We start from the raw sequence: 19,630 nt of genomic DNA on the forward strand, positions 1-19,630 counted from the left end.
TGCTGGTTTTGTTTTTCTTATGCTTGTTTTTTCAGGGAGTCCATGATGAAATTAAAATTCTCCTCAAAATTTTTGTAGAGATGAACATTTTTTTGTCCCTGCACCTTTGAAGCATAGCTAGCAAAGTTTAGACCAGCGCCATAAATTTGTAGTGCTCCATTCGCCAAATCACCCTTTTGGAGAAGCTCAATGCCGTCTTTCAAGAAATTTTGACTCTCCTCGAAATGACACTCCGTAATGTATTTATCACCACTATGAAATAACTTTAAGTTTTCTAGTATTTTATTTGCTGTCTCTTCATTGATTAATTTTACGAGCTGGGCAATGCGTTTCACAGGTTTCAGCAATGGCGTTTCTTAATTCGTTTGCATTCATCGTATCTTCCCCTAACTTTTCATCGTTTTATTACTTGCTGAACCTTACCCTAATTTTAATATTTTAAATCCCGAATTTTCAGAAATATGTTATGATTATAGTGAATGAAGGAGGGATTTTGTATGTTTCGATCCATAGCACCCCCAACAATGTCTTTGCAGTAGAATCTACTGTTTAGGCATTCGATAATAGCTTGCTCATTTCGATAGATTCTACTGTATAGGCTAAAACGATATACGTAGAAAGTAGGAATTTGTAATGAGCGGAAAATTAGCATTTGTATTGTCCATGATTATTTTTGGCGCTGTCGGTGTTTTTGCGAAGTTTATTCCTTTATCCTCAAGTGAAATTGCCTTTTGGATGAGTATCATTGGCTCTTGTTTTTTGTTGGCCATATTTGTTTATAAAAAGGAAAGCTTTTCGAGGATCACGATTGTCCAAAATAAATGGCCGTTAATGCTTTCAAGTTTAGCATTATGCGGTAATTGGATATTTTTATTTCAGGCTTATAAGGAAACGACCATTGCTAATGCAGCACTAAGTTATTATTTTGCGCCAGTACTAGTCATCTGTTTATCTCCTATTATTTTAAAAGAGAAGTTAGTAGGGAGAAAAATAGTGTATGTTGGTGTAGCATTAATAGGTCTATTTTTGATTGTCCAAAGTCAAAGCATAGACAACAGTGGTCACTTTATTGGTATTGTCTATGGTTTGATCGCAGCATGCTTTTACACGGTACTAACCTTTACAAATAAACGTATTCGTGGTTTAAAAGAGCCCGAAAATACAATTATCCAACTCTCTTTAGCTGCATTTTTCCTCTGTCTCTATATTGTAGGGACTACGGGTTTCCAAGTGATGCAAATTAGTTTTGGGTTCGTTCTAGTATTAATTGTACTTGGTATTGTGCATGCAGGTGTGGGGTTCTTTTTGTTCTTTTTAGGTATGTCTCAGCTAAAAGGTCAAAGTATAGCCATTCTTAGCTATATTGATCCACTGACATCATTAGTAATCTCAACAATGATTATTGGTGAACAAATGACAGTCCTACAAATACTAGGGGCTGTTCTTCTATTAGGCTCAACATTACTAAGTGAATTGGAAAAGACATAAGCCACTTTATAGTTTATTGTTTAGTTTTACAAGTTTACTTTTCACATATTGACAGGAAAAGTGAGCTGTCGTAGATTTAAAGTAGTTAAATAAAAGCAATAGGTGCCCAATAGGGAGAATAGGGAATAAAGTGAAAAGCTTTAGCGGACCCGCCACTGTATAAGGGAGTTTCATAGTGAATGCCACTAGCAAATTGCTGGGAAGGTGCTATGAGATGTTGAACTTGAGCCAGGAGACCTGCCTACATGCTTTAGAAGATATAGATGATGGAAAAGTCTGTAGTTTATTTGTCATGACAATAAACTACAGACTTTTTCTTTTTGTCTTAAAAAGAGAGGAGCAATTATCATGCAATTACTACAAGACACGATACAAAACATCCAAGGTGCTGACCTGAAGGTGATGGAGCAAGCTAGACAGCGTATAGATGCCCTATGTAAGCCCCCTGGCAGTTTAGGAAAACTAGAGTCCATTGCCGTGCAGCTTTCTGGCATAACTGGACAATTATTTCCGGTGATTGATAAAAAAGTCATCATTGTTTGTGCAGCAGACCACGGTGTTTGTGAGGAGGGTGTAACCACGAATCCACAAGATGTGACGGTCTTTCAAACATTAAATTTTCCTAAGGGAGGTACAGGTGTTTGTGCGATTGCGGGCATTACCAATGCAAAGGTAGTAACAGTAGATGTTGGGGTAAAAGAAGATATTCCACTTGATGCAGGTGTCCTCATTCATAAAATTAAATATGGTACAGATAACATGGCACAAGGTCCAGCTATGTCTAGAGAAGAGGCTATTCAATCCATTGAAGTAGGAATTCGTGTGGCAACAGAGGAAATCAGAAAAGGTGCCAATGTACTTGGAACTGGGGAAATGGGCATCGGCAATACAACACCGAGTGCTGCGATATTAGCTGTTCTAACTGACTGTGACCCAATTGAAGTAACAGGATTTGGAGCAGGAGTTGGTCAAGGTGGAATTGCCCATAAAGCGGCGATTATTGAAAAAGCAATTAGCTTAAATACGCCTAATCCTAAAGATGTCATCGATGTTCTAGCTAAGGTTGGCGGGTTAGAGATAGGGGCGATGATAGGCATTATACTTGGCGCTGCAGTCCATCGTAAACCTGTTGTCATTGATGGATTTATTTCAACTATTGCCGCGCTCATTGCTTATAAGCTCGAACCAAAAGTAAAAGATTATATTATTCCTTCCCATGCCTCAGAGGAACCAGGGGCTAAAATTGCCGCTGCATTACTTGGCATTGAACCAATGTTGTACATGAATATGCGTTTAGGTGAAGGCTCTGGTGCAGCCCTAGCCTTTCCCATTTTAGATGCAGCCTGCTCGATGATGAAAAATATGGTGACTTTAGAAGAATCAATGCAGTTGTTAAAAAGATAAAAACAATAAAACAGCCAATGACTTAATTTTTGGTCATTGGCTGAATGGTATTTATGCACGATTTAATTTTCGTAATGGCAAGCGCCACTTCATCATATAGGAAAGAATACGTAACGCTGTAATTACTGCGAATAAAATATAAAGGAAAATGTCCCCTGTAAAAACCTCAAATCCGATTATCAGCCCTGCGAGAGCTGCCCAAACACCATAGACTTCATCACGGAGAACTAGTGGTTTTCGTCTAGCTAATAAATCTCGTACAATACCACCACCTGAACCTGTCAAAACTGCAGCTACAATGACCGCGCTAATTGGCATATCAAGCTTCACAGCATAGAGTGCCCCTTGAATAGCGAATGCTGATAAGCCAATAGCATCTGTGAAGTTACCCCAACGATGCCAATGCTGAATCAGATGATGTGGAAAAATAAAGAATATCGTAATTGCAGCCAGTGCAATTTGAAACATCATATCCTGCCCCCATAGTGTTGTGACAGGTAGTCCGATGAGTAAATTTCGAATTGCTCCACCACCAAAGGCCGTAACAATACCAAGTATATATACACCGAATAAATCGTATTCTTCTTCCATGGCAATGATTGCCCCAGAAATAGCAAAGGCAATTGTTCCTATAATACTAAAAACCTCCCAAGCCATCCCTTTCACCCCTTCTATCAATAAATAAACTTTTTTATAAGTTAAAAGACTTTTTTACGTAACAGAATCTATGAATTTAATAGCCAAAATCAGTCATTAAATACGCTTCTTGAAATAAGTCCGCACATTAGCTTAGCGTAAAATTCCTTTAGAAACAATAGGCAAGTTTTACAGGTGCACATACAAATTGATAAAATGTGATTAAAATAAAGAAAAACATTCGTCAAAAGCATTTATATACCAGTGTTTGGTTAGGGAATTCTAGAGTGATTGATGTCAATTTAGATAGTCAATAAATCTTACTGAATGAAATGCGGGACAATTGTGAAATGGAGAAGAAAGAATGACGTTTACATCAAATTTATCTACACAAACGATATCCTTAGCGACAAAAATAGAGGAGCAAGTGCGGCCTTATCATGCCAAGGTAGAAGAAATGGCATTTTATAACCAGCAGAAGGTGCTAGCAGCATTTCGCAAGCATCAAGTGAGTGACTACCACTTACATCCATCTAACGGCTATGGCTATGATGATGAGGGAAGGGATAACCTAGAACGTGTTTATGCGGAAGTATTTGGAGCAGAGGCTGCCATTGTTCGCCCCCAAATTATTTCAGGGACACATGCAATCACGCTTAGTCTATTCGGTGTTTTGCGTCCTGGTGATGAGCTGCTTTATATTTCTGGTCAGCCATATGATACATTGCAATCCATTGTTGATGGTGGTGATAAAGATACAGGCTCACTGAAAGATTATAAAATCGGTTATCGACATGTGGATTTACTAGATAACCAGGCCATTGATTGGGCAGGTGTAGAAGCGGCCATTACAACACAAACAAAAATGATTGCCATTCAACGTTCAAAAGGCTATGCAACACGTCCATCCTTTACGATTGATGAAATTGCTGATATGTGTGCAAAGGTACGTAAATTAGCCCCGGAAGCTGTTATTTTTGTAGATAACTGCTATGGTGAGTTCGTAGAGGCGCAGGAACCTACAGAAGTTGGTGCTGACTTAATGGCTGGCTCGCTCATTAAAAATCCTGGTGGAGGATTGGCGAAAATCGGAGGCTATATTGCTGGCCGAGCAGATTTAGTGGAGAAATGTGCCTACCGCATGACATCTCCAGGTATAGGTGCAGAAGCGGGAGCCACATTAAATACACTAGGTGATTTTTATCAAGGATTTTTCCTAGCGCCACATGTTGTATCGCAAGCATTAAAAGGTGCGATCTTTACAGCTGGAATGCTGGAGGAAATCGGTATGAACACTTCTCCAAGCTATCATGCGAAACGTACAGATTTAATTCAATCTGTGTCTTTCCAAACAGCGCAGCAAATGATTGCCTTTTGTCGTGAAATACAAGCGAATTCACCAATCAATGCCCATTATGCTCCGGAACCAGCATATATGCCAGGCTATGAAGATGATGTCATCATGGCGGCTGGAACGTTTATTCAAGGTTCCAGCATTGAGCTGACAGCAGATGGCCCAATACGACCGCCATTTACTGCTTTTATCCAAGGTGGACTAACATATGAACACGTTAAATTTGCAATTTGTAGTGCGGTTCAAGCCATTCAAAAATCATAACAAGACAATAGATTAAGCCTAAATATGAATAGTTTTTTACAATTTTCTATGAGATTGAAAAAAATAGTACCAACCATGTTAGATAACCTTACATGGTTGGTTGACAGTGAAAAAATTTCGTTATATGATAAGCGGGTATTGGAGGAGGACTTAAATGAGTCGTGAAATTAGACGAACTATGCCGTTATTATCGATGAGTATTGTGATGCAATTAACAGAGCTTTCGGCAAGACAAATTCGTTATTATGAAGAACACCATTTAATTGAGCCGCACCGAACAGAAGGCAATCGACGTATGTTTTCACTAAATGATGTCGATACATTGCTTGAGGTTAAAGACTACTTAGAACAGGGTATGAATATGGCGAAGATTAAAAAAATATTTGCTAAAAAGAAAAATCCTGTTGCTACAACTGATGAACAAGATTTAAGTGATTCAGAATTACGCCAAATTATGCGCGAAGAAATGCGTCAAGCACAGCGCATGCAAAAATCATCCATCCGACGAGGGGATTTATCTCGATTCTATTAATAAATAGGGTAGGGTAAACATAAAAGCTAGACAAATTATAGGAGTGTGGAAAACTGTGGGTAAATACACAAAAGAGGACATTAAACGTCTCATCGAAGAAAAAAACGTAAGCTTTATTCGTTTACAATTTACAGATATTCTTGGCACAATCAAAAACGTTGAGATTCCTGTAAGTCAATTAGACAAAGCATTAGAAAATAAAATGATGTTTGATGGCTCATCTATTGAAGGTTTCGTTCGAATCGAAGAATCTGATATGTATTTATATCCTGATCTTGATACTTTCGTAGTATTCCCTTGGACTTCTGAAAAAGGGAAAGTGGCACGTCTCATCTGTGACGTATACACTGCGAAAGGCGAACCGTTTGCTGGTGACCCACGTAACAACCTAAAACGTATTCTTAAAAAAATGGAAGAAATGGGCTTCTCAAGCTTCAATTTAGGGCCTGAGCCAGAATTCTTCTTATTCAAATTAGATGCAAAAGGAGAGCCAACGTTAGAAGTAAATGACCATGGTGGCTACTTCGACTTAGCTCCAACAGATCTTGGCGAAAACTGCCGTCGTGATATCGTATTAGAGCTAGAAGAAATGGGCTTTGAAATTGAAGCATCACACCATGAGGTAGCTCCAGGACAACACGAAATCGACTTTAAATATGCTGATGCTGTTACTGCGTGTGATAACATCCAAACATTCAAATTAGTAGTTAAAACAATTGCTCGTAAACATGGCCTACACGCTACATTTATGCCAAAACCACTATTTGGTGAAGCAGGCTCTGGTATGCACTTTAACGTGTCACTATTTAAAGGCAAGGAAAATGCGTTCTATGATGAATCTACAGAATTAGGTCTTTCTGAAACAGCTATGCAATTCATGGCGGGTGTTCTTGCACACGTACAAGGTTTCACAGCTGTAACAAATCCAACAGTTAACTCTTATAAACGTCTAGTACCAGGTTATGAAGCACCTTGTTATGTAGCTTGGTCTGCACAAAACCGTTCACCATTAATTCGTATTCCATCAGCACGTGGTCTTTCAACTCGTGTAGAAGTACGTTCTGTGGACCCTTCAGCAAACCCATATTTAGCAATGGCTGTTATTTTAGAGGCAGGTCTTGAAGGTATTCGTCAAAACTTAACGCCACCAGCAGCTATTAACCGCAATATCTATGTGATGTCTGAAGAAGAGCGTCAAGCAAATGGTATTGAAAACTTACCAGCAGCACTTGATGATGCACTAACATTACTTGCTAAAGATAAAGTAGCGCAAGCAGCTTTAGGTGAGCATATTTATGCAAACTTTAAAGAAGCAAAAGAAATTGAGTTCGATATGTACCGTACAACCGTTCATCAATGGGAACGCGATCAATATTTAAAAATGTATTAATCATAAAGATACCGAGTGCCTCATAAAGGTTACTCGGTTTTTTTGTCTAAACTTATTAGGAACGATGGGGTCGTGTGATAACCCCATCGTTATTTTATGATTAGCGCATATGTTTATGATGGTGTGGCATATGGCAAGGGTTAGGTGGCATACCGCACATTGTATGTGTTTCACAGCATTCGTTAACAACAGACTCTGTGCATGGGAAATAGTACTGATGATCAATCATATGTTTGTTCACCGTTGTAACGTGTGCTGGTTGAACATGGGGAACAACCGTATGGATATAATTTGTGCGAACATATTGCTCTGGTGGTAAAAACTGCGGTGGATCATATTGCATTGGCATCATTTGTGGCGGACAGCAGTGTGGACCTTTTGCCGGATGGCGTCTTCGTTGAAACATGTTATTACCTCCTGTTTTGATAAGTTGTAGTTCATTATTAAGATATGAGATATACGTCGATAGGGTCTATTTATTTGCCTATTAATGCATAGGTAAATCTAACAAGTAACTAAAATGCTAGAAAATCTTTAATCAACTTGCCTACGCCAGTGAGTGAAATGAAAGCATTCCATGTTGTTGAAAAAAGATGATGTCAACGACAAAAAAAGCAAATTTGCAAGGCGAGGGGTGATTTCCGTTCCGCTAGTGTCCTTTTCGTGGGCAATGATCTGCCTCCCCTCAACCATGCTGCAAATCATACTTACAGTAGTGAACAAAATAGCCCATTATTTCTACTTTTTAGAGAAAGGGAAGGCACATATTTTCAATGTGAAGAAGTAATGAGTCATAACAATCATCCATTTGCTTGTTTTCCAACACGATGATTAGGTTGAATAATAAACGTTCTTCCTAGCGTCATTCGCTCATTGTCTAGAGCAATCGAATTGGTTCAATGTCATGAATTTTTAATTTAAAATAAATTTTTATTAAAAAAGTATGTTTTTTGAAAAAATACATATTGTCAATAAAACAAAGGTACAGTATACTCTTTAATTGATAATGATTATCGTTGTCGACTATTTCTTAGGAGGAAATATATGCCAAAATTATCACTACAAAAAAAGAATTTTTTTGTACTTTTCACACTGCTATTAACCTTCGCGTTATTACTAGTGGGTTGTGGGGAGAAATCATCGAACTCCAGTAGTTCACAAGAAAATGACAAAGCAGAAGAAAGTAACACAGAATCAGAAGCTACTAGTCGTGAGATTACACATGCTATGGGTACTACAACGATTGAAGGAACACCTACAAAAATCGTTACACTATATCAAGGTGCTACAGATGTTGCAGTAGCAATGGGCATTAAGCCAGTTGGGGTAGTAGAATCTTGGACTGAAGCGCCTGTTTATAATTATATGAAAAATGATCTTGATGGCGTTGCAATTGTGGGACAAGAAACACAACCAAACCTTGAAGAAATTGCAAAGCTAAAACCAGATTTAATTATTGCTTCTAAAGTACGTCATGAAGAAATCTATGATCAGTTATCACAGATTGCTCCAACCGTTGCTCATGAAACAGTTTTCGATTTCAAAGGAACAGCTGAAATGATGGGTCAAGCAATGAATCAAGAAGATAAGGTGAAAGAATTACTAGGCAATTGGGATACGCGAGTTGCTGATTTCCAAACAAAAATCAAAGAGAAACTTGGCGACAAATGGCCATTCCATGTTTCCGTTGTCAACTTCAGAGCAGACCACGCTCGTATTTATGTGACAGGGTATGCGGGTTCTATTTTATCTGAGCTTGGATTCCAAGGTCCTAAAAATTTAACAGATGATTCATTGGAAATTGTAAAGCTAACTGACAAGGAAAGCATTACACAAATGAATGCAGATGTTATTTATATGTTTATGGAAAATGATGAAACAGTGAAAAAAACTTATGAAGATTGGACAAACCATCCACTATGGAAAGAGCTTGACGCAGTGAAAGCAAATCAAGTTTACCAAGTAGATGAAATCAATTGGAATCTAGCAGGTGGCATTATTAGTGCTAATTTAATGCTAGATGATATTTATGACAAGTTTGAATTAGAAAAATAGTGAATGAGGGATGGGCTGTTAAAAGTGTTAGAGAATACTTGAATAACAGCCCTCTCATTGTAGTGTTTGAGCATAATTGAAACCTACAGCTATATGCATAAGATAAATTGTGGATCAAGAAAGTTGGTATAAAATGAGAATTATTCTTTCTAGTACCTCGATGAAACAAATAGGCTTATTCATCAGTTGTTTGATCCTTTTGCTGGCATTTATAATCAGCATAGCTATTGGTCAAACGTCCATACCTTTCTCGTCAATCTATGATGCTTTTTTTCATTTTGATGCTGCTAATAAGGAGCATGTCATTATTCGAACATCTAGATTTACAAGAGCTGTGATCGCTACAGTAGTTGGCGCAAGCCTTGCCATTGCGGGGGCATTAATGCGAGCATTAACAAGAAATCCTTTAGCAGCTCCTGATATTTTAGGTATCAATGCAGGAGCCATATTTTTTATTGTCAGTGCCATTACTCTTTTTTCCATTCAATCTTTAATGAGCTATATGTGGATTGCTTTTTTAGGAGCAGGTGCAGCGGGAGCTATGGTATTTTTCCTAGGCTCATTAGGAAGAGATGGTTTAACACCGATTAAAATAGTATTAGCTGGTGCAGCGATTACAGCTCTATTTGTCTCGTTTACGCAGGGACTTTTAGTCATTGATGAACAAGGTTTACAAAGTGTCCTGTTTTGGTTAGCGGGTTCTGTATCGGGGCGTAGCATTGAAATGCTCATACCTGTCCTACCGTTTATTTTAGTGGTTACTGTTGTGGCAATATTTATGGGGCGTTCGATAAATATTTTACAATCAGGAGATGATATTGCCAAAGGATTAGGACAACGAACAATGATGACGAAAATCACATTAGGCATCATTATTATTATACTTGCAGGCAGCTCAGTAGCGGTTGCAGGTTCAATAGGCTTTATTGGCTTGATTGTCCCCCATATGGCGATCCATCTTGTTGGGACGGATTATCGCTGGATTATTCCGTATAGTGCGGTGTTGGGAGCGATATTGCTACTGTTGGCTGATATTGCGGCGAGGTATGTGATTATGCCATTAGAAATGCCGATAGGTGTCATGACGGCCTTAATCGGAGCTCCTTTCTTCATCTATATTGCACGAAAGGGGTTAGCAAAAAATGCCTAATTATGTAACAGTTCGAACGAAATCTAATCGTATCTCTTTTCAAATTGCTAAAAGAACAGGTTGGATACTACTACTATTAAGCTTATTATTAGTTATCATAACGATTCTGGGTTTATCTGCGGGTAGCGAATTTATCCATCCTTTTACAGTGGTGAAAGAATTATTGGGCTATGGCAATGGAGATTATGATTTTGTTTTACATACATTAAGGCTTCCACGCGTATTGATGGCATTATTAGTTGGTGCTGCGCTAGGAGTTGCCGGTTTAATATTACAAGGGATTATCCGTAATCCACTTGCTGCTCCAGATATTATCGGTGTAACGAGTGGTGCATCCATGGGGGCAATTATCTTTATCGTGTACTTTATGGGGTCAGTCAGCATTCAATTTTTACCGTTAGCTGCTATTTTAGGTGCAGGCATTGTCTCCTTTATCATTTATCTACTGTCATGGAGAAAAGGCGTCACACCTATACGTATGGTGCTTATTGGTATTGGGATTTCAGCCTTAGCAAAGGCCGTTGTGACGATGTTGCTTGTGATCAGTAATGTAGCCGCAACAACGAAGGCTTATTTATGGCTGACAGGTAGTTTGTATGGGGCGAATATGCAGGATGTCTATTTGCTATTACCATGGCTAGTTATTTTATTACCACTAACATTTATTTTAGCAAGAACGGTAAATGTGAAGGAATTAGGCGATGAAATAGCGATAGGGCTAGGTGTAAAAGTGCAAGTGTATCGTTTGCTTTTTCTACTCATTAGTGTGATGCTAGCTGGCTCTGCTGTCGCTTTTGCTGGTGGCATTGCCTTTGTTGGATTAGTGGCCCCTCATATGAGCAGAATGCTTGTAGGGCGTTCCTTTGCAGGGTTAATTCCTGTGACAGCTATTATAGGTGGAATCATTGTCATTGTAGCTGATATTGTGGCACGAACAGCCTTTTTACCAAAGGATTTACCAACAGGTGTCTTTACTGCTGCAATTGGCGCACCATTCTTTATTTATTTATTATTTAGAACGCGCAATCAATAAAGCTTCATGATAAAAAAGTTAAAAGCGTGAGAAGAAGGTGAAAGGATTTTGAAAAATGTTTTAGAGGCACAAAATTTACATGTAAGCTATGGTGAAAATCTTATATTGGAAGATTTGAATCTTCAAATACCAAAAGGGAAAATTACGGTACTAGTAGGGGCCAACGGTTGTGGGAAATCTACGCTACTACGAACGTTTGCACGGCTACAAAAAGCGAAGTCGGGTGAAATTTTCTTAGATGATAATAAACTCGATGCCATTTCAACGAAAGAGGTGGCGAAACGTTTAGCTATTCTACCGCAGGGTCCTGTTGCGCCAGAAGGATTAACCGTTCAGCAATTGATTAAACAAGGTCGTTATCCGCATCAGAGCTGGTTAAAGCAATGGTCTACAGAGGATGAAAAAATTGTGAACAATGCACTTGAGGTAACGCAGATGACTGAATTTGCGGATCGACCAGTAGATGCATTATCAGGTGGTCAGCGGCAACGTGTATGGATTGCCATGACATTGGCTCAAAAAACAGATCTTATTTTACTAGATGAACCTACAACTTATTTAGATATGGCTCACCAAGTAGAAATTTTAGATTTACTATTTGATTTAAATGAAAATGAAGGCCGTACAGTCGTTATGGTATTGCACGATTTAAACTTAGCCTGTCGCTATGCCCATCATATTGTGGCGGTGCGTAATAAACAGGTCTATGCGCAAGGCAAGCCAGAGGAAGTAGTGACAGCTGAGATGGTACAAGAGGTTTTTCGTATGGATTGTACCATTATTGAAGATCCAATATTTGGTACACCATTATGTGTTCCACATGGCAAGGGACGAACAGTTCAAACCAAGGAACTAGAGGAGGTAGGCATCAGTTGAGCTTAACACTGTCAGCTGAAGAATCATCCGTGCTATTACGAGATTATCGATTGACGATAGAGCCAGCAGTAGACGCTACTTATTCTATATGTGCCCAAAGTCTATTGGATACTGAACAAGCGCTAGATTATTTACAAAAAATTGCCCACTTCTTCCATTCGCCATCTACACTAGTTACGGCATCGTTATTTGCGAAGCGCTATAGCGTCTTAACGATGGCTTCAGCATTCTATGCTATGTCCAGATACGATAAAGGACTACAGTGTGGAATCGAAAATACATGGGTAGAAGCCGAATATGCGAAGCCATGGCTTCCAAATATTCGGCTAATCGATAGCACAGTGTCAATACCTACTGAAGACCGTGAAAAATGGCGTGATGAGGTTCTTAGAGAAATCTTTGCGAATAATTTAGCGAAGGTGTGGCAGTCATTAGCGAAAATAAGTAAAATCCCAAAATCAATCTTATGGGAAAACACAGCTATTTATGTGAATTGGCTCTATGAAACGAAAATAAGGGAAGGGGCCAGCGAGCAAGAAAAGGTTCGTATACAAGAGGATTATCACTATATTGTAAACCTAGCACCAGGCACCCTTTTTGGTGAAAGGAAAAATCCTTTGACGAACTATTGTGGGCCTAAAGTGACCATCAAGGAATCGGAGCAACCTGTACGCTTGAGAAAAACATGTTGTTTCTATTATCACACCTCTGATGAAGCAAATGATTATTGCATCTCCTGTCCAAAAATAAAAAGACAATCATAACCTCAACAAAATATTCTACCACCAAGAGTGAATAGACACTGATGAAATCATATAAGTGTTTATTCACTTTTTCTATCTTCGTAAAATCTAGCATGCCAATAAAACTTCTTTATCAGAATGCTTTCTAAATATGAACGTTAATCTATAACACATTGTCTTGACTATCAATACCTGCCAATAAATAAGGGATTGCAGATTTGATAAATTCTTCGGGCTGTCTCTCCTGAATATTATTTTTCCATTCTATAGAAGCACCATAGATTCCCCAGCTTAATATAACCGCAGTCATTTTTAGCGCTTCGTTCTCAGTCGTTGCATGTTGTTTCAATAACATCTTGTAAAAAATAATTTCAAGCTGTTCTCTAATAATACGTGCAATCGTCTCTTCATAGCCTCGATGACACCGATTGGATAATGACTTTTGAAAATTGGTTATTGCTTTAAAGATAATAACGAAAGCTTCTTCATTAAGTTCATTATGTTGAAGGAAATCATCATTCAAATTAACTAACAAAACTTCTGATAATACCTTCTCTAACAAATCATATATATCTTCGAAATGATAATAAAAAGTCGCACGATTAATCATGGCCTCTGTCGTAATATCCTTAACCGTAATATCCTTGAATTCTTTTTTACTAGAAAGTTCAATGAAAGAATCCATAATTAATTTACGCGTACGTATAACGCGAAGGTCTGTCTTAGGTGAGGTCATTTTATTGTCACTCCTTTTTTAAACAATTTCTTAAATGTGTTGTATAAACAACGCATCAAATAGATTATTGGTTTCTTGATGATTTTATTATGAATAAAATACAAGTGTAAGGCAAATGAGAGAGTAATAATTCTATGCTTAATTCAAGTAAGAAAAGAGGAAAATAAAATGAAGAACAATCCTATGATTTGTGATTTAGAGACAGGTGTATGTGGAGTAGCTGGAGAGGAGGAATTCGGAATGATTGATTTTAATCAACCAAAGAAATCCGTTGAAGTATATTATGTAACTGATCCGATTTGCTCTCATTGTTGGGCGCTTGAGCCTGTTCTTCGCCGTTTTATCGAGCAGTACGGCCACTATTTTAACTTTCATACGATAATGGGAGGATTACTAGAAAAATGGGGTGATGGTCCAGTTGATCCTGCAAATGGAATATCAGGACCTGCCGATGTTGTGGGACACTGGAGAGAAGTTGGTGCATATTACCGCATGCCAATTGATGGAACAGTCATGATTGACAATCCAGTTCAATCATCCTACCCACCATCTCGGGTATTTAAAGTGATTCAAAAAAATCATCATGATGCTATAGCCTATGAATATTTGCGCAGAGCAAGAGAAGCGCTATTCATATTCAATCAAAATATTGCAGAAAAATCCGTTATGATTGACATTGTAAATAAACTTGGTCTTGATGGAGAGGCCATTGTAAACGAATCACAACAAACAATCGGACAGCAGTTATTAAATGAAGATTTTGACCGTGCAAGAAACCTAGGTGTTAGAGGGTTTCCAACTATTATTATGATGAATGAGGACAATAAAGGCTTAAAAATTGTTGGTGGGCGTCCATTTGTAAACTATGTGGATGGACTAAAACAGGTTCTTAATATCGAGGAACTGCAACCAAGACAACAGCCATCTCTTTTAAGCTTGCTCGAAAAAGAAAAACTTCTATTTTCGAAAGAAATTGAAGTCATGTATGATCTGGAAAAGTTAGAGGTTACGTCTTATGTGAAAAAAGAGCTTTCATCAGATCAATATGAAATGAAGGAAATGCTTGGTGAATGTTATATTACGACTAAATAATAAGGAGAATGGCAATGACATACGTATTACAGGTGGATTTTAAAATGGATGGACCATTTGGAGAAGACATGGCGGACGCATTTTTGGATCTAGCAAGAAGTATTAAGGAAGAGAAAGGACTTTTGTGGAAAATTTGGACGGAGAGCCCTGAAACAAACGAAGCAGGCGGAATCTACATGTTCGAAACAAAACACACTGCTGAACAATATATAGAAATGCATTCAAAAAGATTAGCTGAATTTGGAATCACAAATATCAACGCAAAGATCTTTGCTATCAATTCAAAACTGACTGAAATCACGAAAGGTCCAGTAAAACATTAAAAAATCGTTGATGCAATAATTGAATTGCTATCTAAATCAAGGAGTCTAATTTCTTATAAAGAAGTTAGGCTTTTATATATTATGGATGGTCAGTAAATGTAAAAACAATGGATGTATAAATATTCATAATATTGCGAGGTTGAACCAACTAGCGTGTAGCGTTTACAATAGTTTTATAACAGATTTATGTTATAAAAACATGAATAATTTGAGTGTTTTTCTGTTTAATGCTCCATACTTCAAAGCTTTTAAAAACGTTCTATAACAGAAGGAGGAATGAGGTAGTGAATGAAAACAACATATATTTGTTTGTATAGTAGTACAACGATGGACAAATAAATGCTTCTTATAAACACTATTCGAATTGTTGTAATGAAAAATACATAAATTATTGAGATTAATAGAGATGAGGCTTTATAAAAAATGAAAAAATATTCTGTTTCTACATATTTTTATTTCATTATTCCTTCTTTAATTGGTATCTTCCTATTTATGACCCCCATTTTAACGGTAGAGGGCTGGAAAGTGCCTATTGCCATTTTAGCCAATATTTTAGCGGGTAATGTGGCTCCAGTCATTAGTTATTTTACAATTATAATGTTTGCAATATCTGCAATTGGTGCACTTATAGCGAAATTTATACCTCGTAAAAATGCGAAAGAACCTAGTATTTTAGATACATTGTTTTATGTTAATTGGTTTTGGACAATTACTCGTTTTATCGGTTTAGTCTTTGCTTCAATGGTGGTCTTCAATTTTGGACCTTCTGCCATCAATAATGAAAATACGGGTGGACTCCTAATGGATCCAAATGGGGGACTTGTGACGTTTTTGTTTACCATTTTTTTGTTTGCAGGTTTTCTTTTACCATTTTTAACAAACTTCGGTTTACTTGAATTTTTCGGGACAATGATGGTGAAAATTATGCGACCTCTTTTTAAAAGTCCAGGACGTTCATCAATTGATGCTCTTACGTCATGGGTTGGCGATGGCACAATAGGTGTGTTAATGACAAGTAAACAATATGAGATGGGGAACTACACAAAAAAAGAAGCTGCGATTATTGCTACAAGTTTCTCGGTAGTGTCTATCACATTCTGTATCGTTGTATTGGATACGGTACATTTGGCACGCTATTTTATTCCTTATTATTTGACAGTAGTCCTTTGTGGAATTGTATTAGCCATTATTATGCCTCGAATCTATCCACTTGCGAAGAAGGAGGATACGTATATAGATGGGACACCAGTAGATTATTCACGTGAGAAATTACCTGAGGGCTATAATTCCGTCTCACATGGCTTAGAAAATGCACTTGCTATTGCGCATGCAAATCGTGATCCTCGAAAATTTTTAAAAGATGGCTCTAGAAACGTAATTGATTTATGGGTAGGTGTTGCGCCTATCGTTATGGCTTTTGGGACAATTGCCTTAATGCTTGCTGAATTTACAAGTATTTTTGCGATTTTAGGAAAGCCGTTTGAGCCAATTTTAACCGTACTTGGCTTGCCTGAAGCCGCTGAAGCAGCGCAAACAATGGTCGTTGGCTTTGCCGATATGTTTCTACCTTCTATTTTAGGTGCGGGCATTGAATCGGATGTTACTAGATTTGTCATTGCTGTTGTTTCTGTGTCACAGCTGATCTATATGTCTGAGGTAGGTGGACTTATTTTAGGTACAAAAATTCCATTGAAGTTTTTCGATTTAGTCGTCTTATTTATACTACGTACGCTCATTTCTCTTCCAATTGCCGCATTGGTTGGTCATTTACTTTTCTAACTAAAATGCCAAGTCTTAAATGGACTTGGCATTTTTCGTAAACGGATTGTGATTGGTTTTCTTTACACGTTTCCATAACAGAAGCATATAGATAAAGAGCACAAAAATGATAAGATAGGCACTTAACATGGAGCCTTCCATATTCCCCATAAAATTGAAAAAATTATTCAAGCCATGGAAAAGAATCGTCACGATAATCGACTGACCATCTAATACAAGCAATGCTAGAACAAGGCCAACTAAAAGGGCATAGATGATTTGAACAATCGTATCTTCTAGAGATTGACCACCTAGTAATTGTAGCGCATGTGTGATGCCAAACAATATACTAGAAACCCAGACAGCAGTGAATGTTCCTTTTGTTAATAGCATTCGTAGCATAATGCCTCTAAATACAGTCTCCTCTATAAACGCTACAATGAAGATTTGCATGATAAACATGACAATGAAATCACTAATAGATGTCATATTCAATCCTTTTGTACTCACTAAAATGATACATAAAATAATAAGGAGCGGTAAGGTGATGAAGAAATGATTCTTTTTAATAGGAAGAAAGAAATATTTTTGCCAGTTCTTTTTCATTCCTGTATAGATGAAGAGACCCAATGCGAATGGGATTAACAGTGCAAACTGTAGAAAAGGGCTTGTAGGTTGTTTAATGGAAACAAAGGCACCGTTTAAAACATAGAAAAATATGAGCAGAAACTCTAAGGCAATTATTTTCATCAGCACATTTTTATTCATTCTATTACCTTCTTCCTTTTCTGTATTTATACAGGATTCACAGAAATCTTTCGCATGTTAGCTGCAATAACTAAATAGAGTAAGATACTAAAAATAAACAGGCTACCTAAAATGCCTAATATGGATGATTGGGCTAAAAGCTCATACAACGGAGAATACCATTCAAAGATCACCATTAATATAGGAATCAATGCTAGTAAACCAATTAAGCTATAGCCACCAAGTATGCCTAAGCGATAAAAAACAACGTTAAGGAGAAGGCCAGAACTAAGACAAAATAGTAGTAAGACCGTATCCAATACTACGGTTTGTAAAAATGAATGGGTGATATCAAAAAATAGGATAGGGTGGATAATTATAATATCCTTGATATTGAATAGCGTAGAAACATAGGAAATGATTTGATGTGCACTCGCAATAATGAAGGCACCGATTAGACTCCAGCTAATGAAAAATAGTCCGACATATAACATATATTGCTGGCGACTTAATCCTAGCTTTAAAAAATAGGGTAAGGTTTTATTTAGAAGCTTTGTTGCCATCGTACTGTAAAAAATATAGACTGGAATCGAAATAGTCATAGCAAAAGATACATATTGACCAAAAAATGCATCTAAGAAAAATGACAAAAGCACGATAGAAAATAAAATGCTCCAAAAAATAATATTTTGCTTCTTATAGCTTTGAAATAAGATATAAAAACTGCCGCTCATTGTGTTCATCGTCCAGACCTCACTTTCTGTTTACTTAAATAGACAAGCATATCTTGAAGAGAAACCGATTCAATCGTGATGTTTTGACCTTCTATGGATTGACCATTTGCAAAAACAACAACTGTCATTTCTTGCATAAATGTATGCTGATAGATTACTTGTAAGTCGCCAATTGCTACAGCAACATCTGAGGCATTGCCTTTTACAGCCACAATATGCTCTCGCCATTCATCAGTGGTCTTTTGGAGCAAAAGCTCGCCCTCATGTAGAATAAAAATTTCCTCAAATAGCTCGCTCGCCTCATCAATTAAATGTGTGGATAAAATAAATAATCGCGGATTTTCTGTTTGCTGCTCAATTAACAAATCATAAAACATATTACGTGCAGCTACATCTAAACCAATATACGGTTCATCAAAGATAGTAATGGATGCACAACTCGCAAAGCCCGTAATAATTCCAAGTGCAGATACCATTCCTTTTGAAAGATTCCGCACTTTATCTTTTGGATTCAGGGCAAAAACTTGTAGCAGTTCATGAGCTAGCTCTTCATCCCATTTTGGATAAAAGAAGCGATTGGCCTTTAATGTTTGGGCAATGGTCATTTCTTCTTGAAAATTACCACTTTCAGCGATAAAGCAAATATCACGTAATGTAGAAGGGGCATTGAAAACATTTTCTCCGTTAACTAAAATTTCACCACTTGTTGTAGTGATGAGTCCTGATAATAGATTTAAAAAAGTCGTTTTGCCAGCTCCGTTATGGCCTAAAAAGCCAATAATTTTTGGACCCTCCATAGTGAAAGAGACATTTTTCAAGGCTGATTTATGCTTATAGGATTTCGTGACATTGTTCACATTGATTTTCATTCATGATCCCCCTTGTAGTAGTTGTTGTAACTCTTCATCTGAAATGCCTAGACGTCTCGCTTCTTTTTTCAATGGTTCAATGTGTTGCTGGAAGAAGCTTGCTTTACGCTCAGTAATTAAAATATCTTTGGCGCCCTCATGTACAAACATGCCGACACCCCTCTTTTTATAAATGACACCCTTATCCACTAATTCATTCACGCCTTTCCCAGCAGTTGCAGGATTAATCTGATATTCTTTGGCAAAGTCATTCGTAGATGGAATGCGATCTTCAGGCTGTAGCTGTCCATCTAGAATGGCATCTTCTATTCTTTCGCGAATTTGTTGGAAAATGGGCTTTTCGTTATTTAAAGAATGAATCACAATCCACCTCACTTGTTAGTTGGTTAATTACTTGTGTAACTAACCATATAACTTATGGCGTCAACTGTCAATCACTTGGCAAA

General features: G+C 37.5%; 21 protein-coding genes and 1 riboswitch. Of the genes, 13 read left to right on the plus strand and 8 right to left on the minus strand.

What is annotated here, in order from left to right:
* Positions 1-17: 17 nt before the first annotated feature.
* Positions 18-347: a hypothetical protein gene (locus JTI58_RS15040; RefSeq protein ID WP_243456054.1), complete on the minus strand. Its 330-nt coding sequence runs from the start codon at positions 345-347 to the stop codon at positions 18-20.
* 286 nt (positions 348-633) lie between these two features.
* On the opposite strand from JTI58_RS15040, the gene JTI58_RS15045 reads away from it, so the two are divergent.
* Positions 634-1,488, plus strand: coding sequence for a DMT family transporter (locus JTI58_RS15045; RefSeq protein ID WP_205442063.1), 855 nt, complete (start codon positions 634-636; stop codon positions 1,486-1,488).
* Positions 1,489-1,571: 83 nt separating this feature from the next.
* Positions 1,572-1,747, plus strand: a riboswitch (cobalamin riboswitch).
* Between the two features lie 89 nt (positions 1,748-1,836).
* The gene (gene cobT / locus JTI58_RS15050) at positions 1,837-2,892 is read left to right on the plus strand and encodes a nicotinate-nucleotide--dimethylbenzimidazole phosphoribosyltransferase (RefSeq protein WP_205442064.1); all 1,056 of its coding nucleotides are present in this window, start codon (positions 1,837-1,839) and stop codon (positions 2,890-2,892) included.
* A 51-nt stretch (positions 2,893-2,943) separates the two neighbouring features.
* On the opposite strand, the gene JTI58_RS15055 is transcribed toward cobT, so the two are convergent.
* The gene (locus tag JTI58_RS15055; RefSeq protein WP_205442065.1) at positions 2,944-3,549 is read right to left on the minus strand and encodes a trimeric intracellular cation channel family protein; all 606 of its coding nucleotides are present in this window, start codon (positions 3,547-3,549) and stop codon (positions 2,944-2,946) included.
* 343 nt (positions 3,550-3,892) lie between these two features.
* Between JTI58_RS15055 and JTI58_RS15060 the strand changes: the two genes are divergently transcribed.
* The 3 genes from JTI58_RS15060 (at position 3,893) to glnA (ending at position 7,068) form a co-directional block, all read left to right on the plus strand.
* A complete protein-coding gene (locus JTI58_RS15060) occupies positions 3,893-5,146 on the plus strand; it encodes a methionine gamma-lyase family protein (RefSeq protein WP_205442067.1) in 1,254 nt (417 codons plus the stop codon).
* Between the two features lie 154 nt (positions 5,147-5,300).
* On the plus strand, positions 5,301-5,678 hold the full coding sequence (locus JTI58_RS15065) for a MerR family transcriptional regulator (protein WP_004225812.1): 378 nt from the start codon (positions 5,301-5,303) through the stop codon (positions 5,676-5,678).
* A 55-nt stretch (positions 5,679-5,733) separates the two neighbouring features.
* Positions 5,734-7,068, plus strand: coding sequence for a type I glutamate--ammonia ligase (gene glnA / locus JTI58_RS15070; RefSeq protein ID WP_205442068.1), 1,335 nt, complete (start codon positions 5,734-5,736; stop codon positions 7,066-7,068).
* Positions 7,069-7,168: 100 nt separating this feature from the next.
* On the opposite strand, the gene JTI58_RS15075 is transcribed toward glnA, so the two are convergent.
* Entirely contained in the window at positions 7,169-7,474 is a 306-nt protein-coding gene (locus JTI58_RS15075) for a CotD family spore coat protein (protein WP_016991980.1), read from the minus strand.
* A 638-nt stretch (positions 7,475-8,112) separates the two neighbouring features.
* Between JTI58_RS15075 and JTI58_RS15080 the strand changes: the two genes are divergently transcribed.
* The 5 genes from JTI58_RS15080 to JTI58_RS15100 all read left to right on the plus strand — a co-directional run bounded on the left by JTI58_RS15080 (position 8,113) and on the right by JTI58_RS15100 (position 12,946).
* Positions 8,113-9,123: an ABC transporter substrate-binding protein gene (locus tag JTI58_RS15080; protein ID WP_205442069.1), complete on the plus strand. Its 1,011-nt coding sequence runs from the start codon at positions 8,113-8,115 to the stop codon at positions 9,121-9,123.
* A gap of 133 nt (positions 9,124-9,256) precedes the next feature.
* On the plus strand, positions 9,257-10,273 hold the full coding sequence (locus tag JTI58_RS15085) for a FecCD family ABC transporter permease (RefSeq protein WP_205442070.1): 1,017 nt from the start codon (positions 9,257-9,259) through the stop codon (positions 10,271-10,273).
* The gene (locus JTI58_RS15090) at positions 10,266-11,306 is read left to right on the plus strand and encodes a FecCD family ABC transporter permease (RefSeq protein WP_205442071.1); all 1,041 of its coding nucleotides are present in this window, start codon (positions 10,266-10,268) and stop codon (positions 11,304-11,306) included. The genes JTI58_RS15085 and JTI58_RS15090 overlap by 8 nt, the downstream gene beginning before the upstream one ends.
* A gap of 48 nt (positions 11,307-11,354) precedes the next feature.
* On the plus strand, positions 11,355-12,182 hold the full coding sequence (locus tag JTI58_RS15095) for an ABC transporter ATP-binding protein (RefSeq protein ID WP_205442072.1): 828 nt from the start codon (positions 11,355-11,357) through the stop codon (positions 12,180-12,182).
* The gene (locus tag JTI58_RS15100; protein ID WP_205442073.1) at positions 12,179-12,946 is read left to right on the plus strand and encodes an IucA/IucC family C-terminal-domain containing protein; all 768 of its coding nucleotides are present in this window, start codon (positions 12,179-12,181) and stop codon (positions 12,944-12,946) included. The genes JTI58_RS15095 and JTI58_RS15100 overlap by 4 nt, the downstream gene beginning before the upstream one ends.
* A 142-nt stretch (positions 12,947-13,088) precedes the next feature.
* Here JTI58_RS15100 and JTI58_RS15105 read toward each other — a convergent pair whose 3' ends face one another.
* Positions 13,089-13,661 (minus strand): TetR/AcrR family transcriptional regulator, encoded by a 573-nt coding sequence (locus JTI58_RS15105; RefSeq protein ID WP_205442074.1) that lies wholly within the window; start codon positions 13,659-13,661, stop codon positions 13,089-13,091.
* Positions 13,662-13,829: 168 nt separating this feature from the next.
* Between JTI58_RS15105 and JTI58_RS15110 the strand changes: the two genes are divergently transcribed.
* From JTI58_RS15110 to JTI58_RS15120, 3 genes are all read left to right on the plus strand, one after another.
* Positions 13,830-14,753 carry a DsbA family protein gene (locus JTI58_RS15110; RefSeq protein WP_205442075.1) on the plus strand — a complete coding sequence of 308 codons (924 nt, stop codon included), beginning with the start codon at positions 13,830-13,832 and terminating at the stop codon, positions 14,751-14,753.
* 14 nt (positions 14,754-14,767) lie between these two features.
* Positions 14,768-15,076, plus strand: a complete 309-nt coding sequence (locus tag JTI58_RS15115) for a monooxygenase (RefSeq protein WP_205442076.1) — start codon at positions 14,768-14,770, stop codon at positions 15,074-15,076.
* Positions 15,077-15,499: 423 nt separating this feature from the next.
* Entirely contained in the window at positions 15,500-16,855 is a 1,356-nt protein-coding gene (locus JTI58_RS15120; RefSeq protein ID WP_205442078.1) for a YjiH family protein, read from the plus strand.
* Between the two features lie 15 nt (positions 16,856-16,870).
* On the opposite strand, the gene JTI58_RS15125 is transcribed toward JTI58_RS15120, so the two are convergent.
* From JTI58_RS15125 to JTI58_RS15140, 4 genes are read right to left on the minus strand one after another with little or no spacing between them, the layout of a single operon-like run.
* The gene (locus JTI58_RS15125; protein ID WP_205442079.1) at positions 16,871-17,602 is read right to left on the minus strand and encodes a CPBP family intramembrane glutamic endopeptidase; all 732 of its coding nucleotides are present in this window, start codon (positions 17,600-17,602) and stop codon (positions 16,871-16,873) included.
* Positions 17,603-17,628: 26 nt separating this feature from the next.
* A complete protein-coding gene (locus JTI58_RS15130; protein ID WP_205442080.1) occupies positions 17,629-18,324 on the minus strand; it encodes a hypothetical protein in 696 nt (231 codons plus the stop codon).
* Positions 18,321-19,184, minus strand: coding sequence for an ABC transporter ATP-binding protein (locus JTI58_RS15135; protein WP_205442081.1), 864 nt, complete (start codon positions 19,182-19,184; stop codon positions 18,321-18,323). The genes JTI58_RS15130 and JTI58_RS15135 overlap by 4 nt, the downstream gene beginning before the upstream one ends.
* Entirely contained in the window at positions 19,185-19,547 is a 363-nt protein-coding gene (locus JTI58_RS15140; protein WP_205442082.1) for a GntR family transcriptional regulator, read from the minus strand.
* Between the last annotated feature and the right edge of the window lie 83 nt (positions 19,548-19,630).

Source organism: Lysinibacillus fusiformis (assembly GCF_016925635.1).
Classification (GTDB): Bacteria; Bacillota; Bacilli; order Bacillales_A; family Planococcaceae; genus Lysinibacillus; species Lysinibacillus fusiformis_F.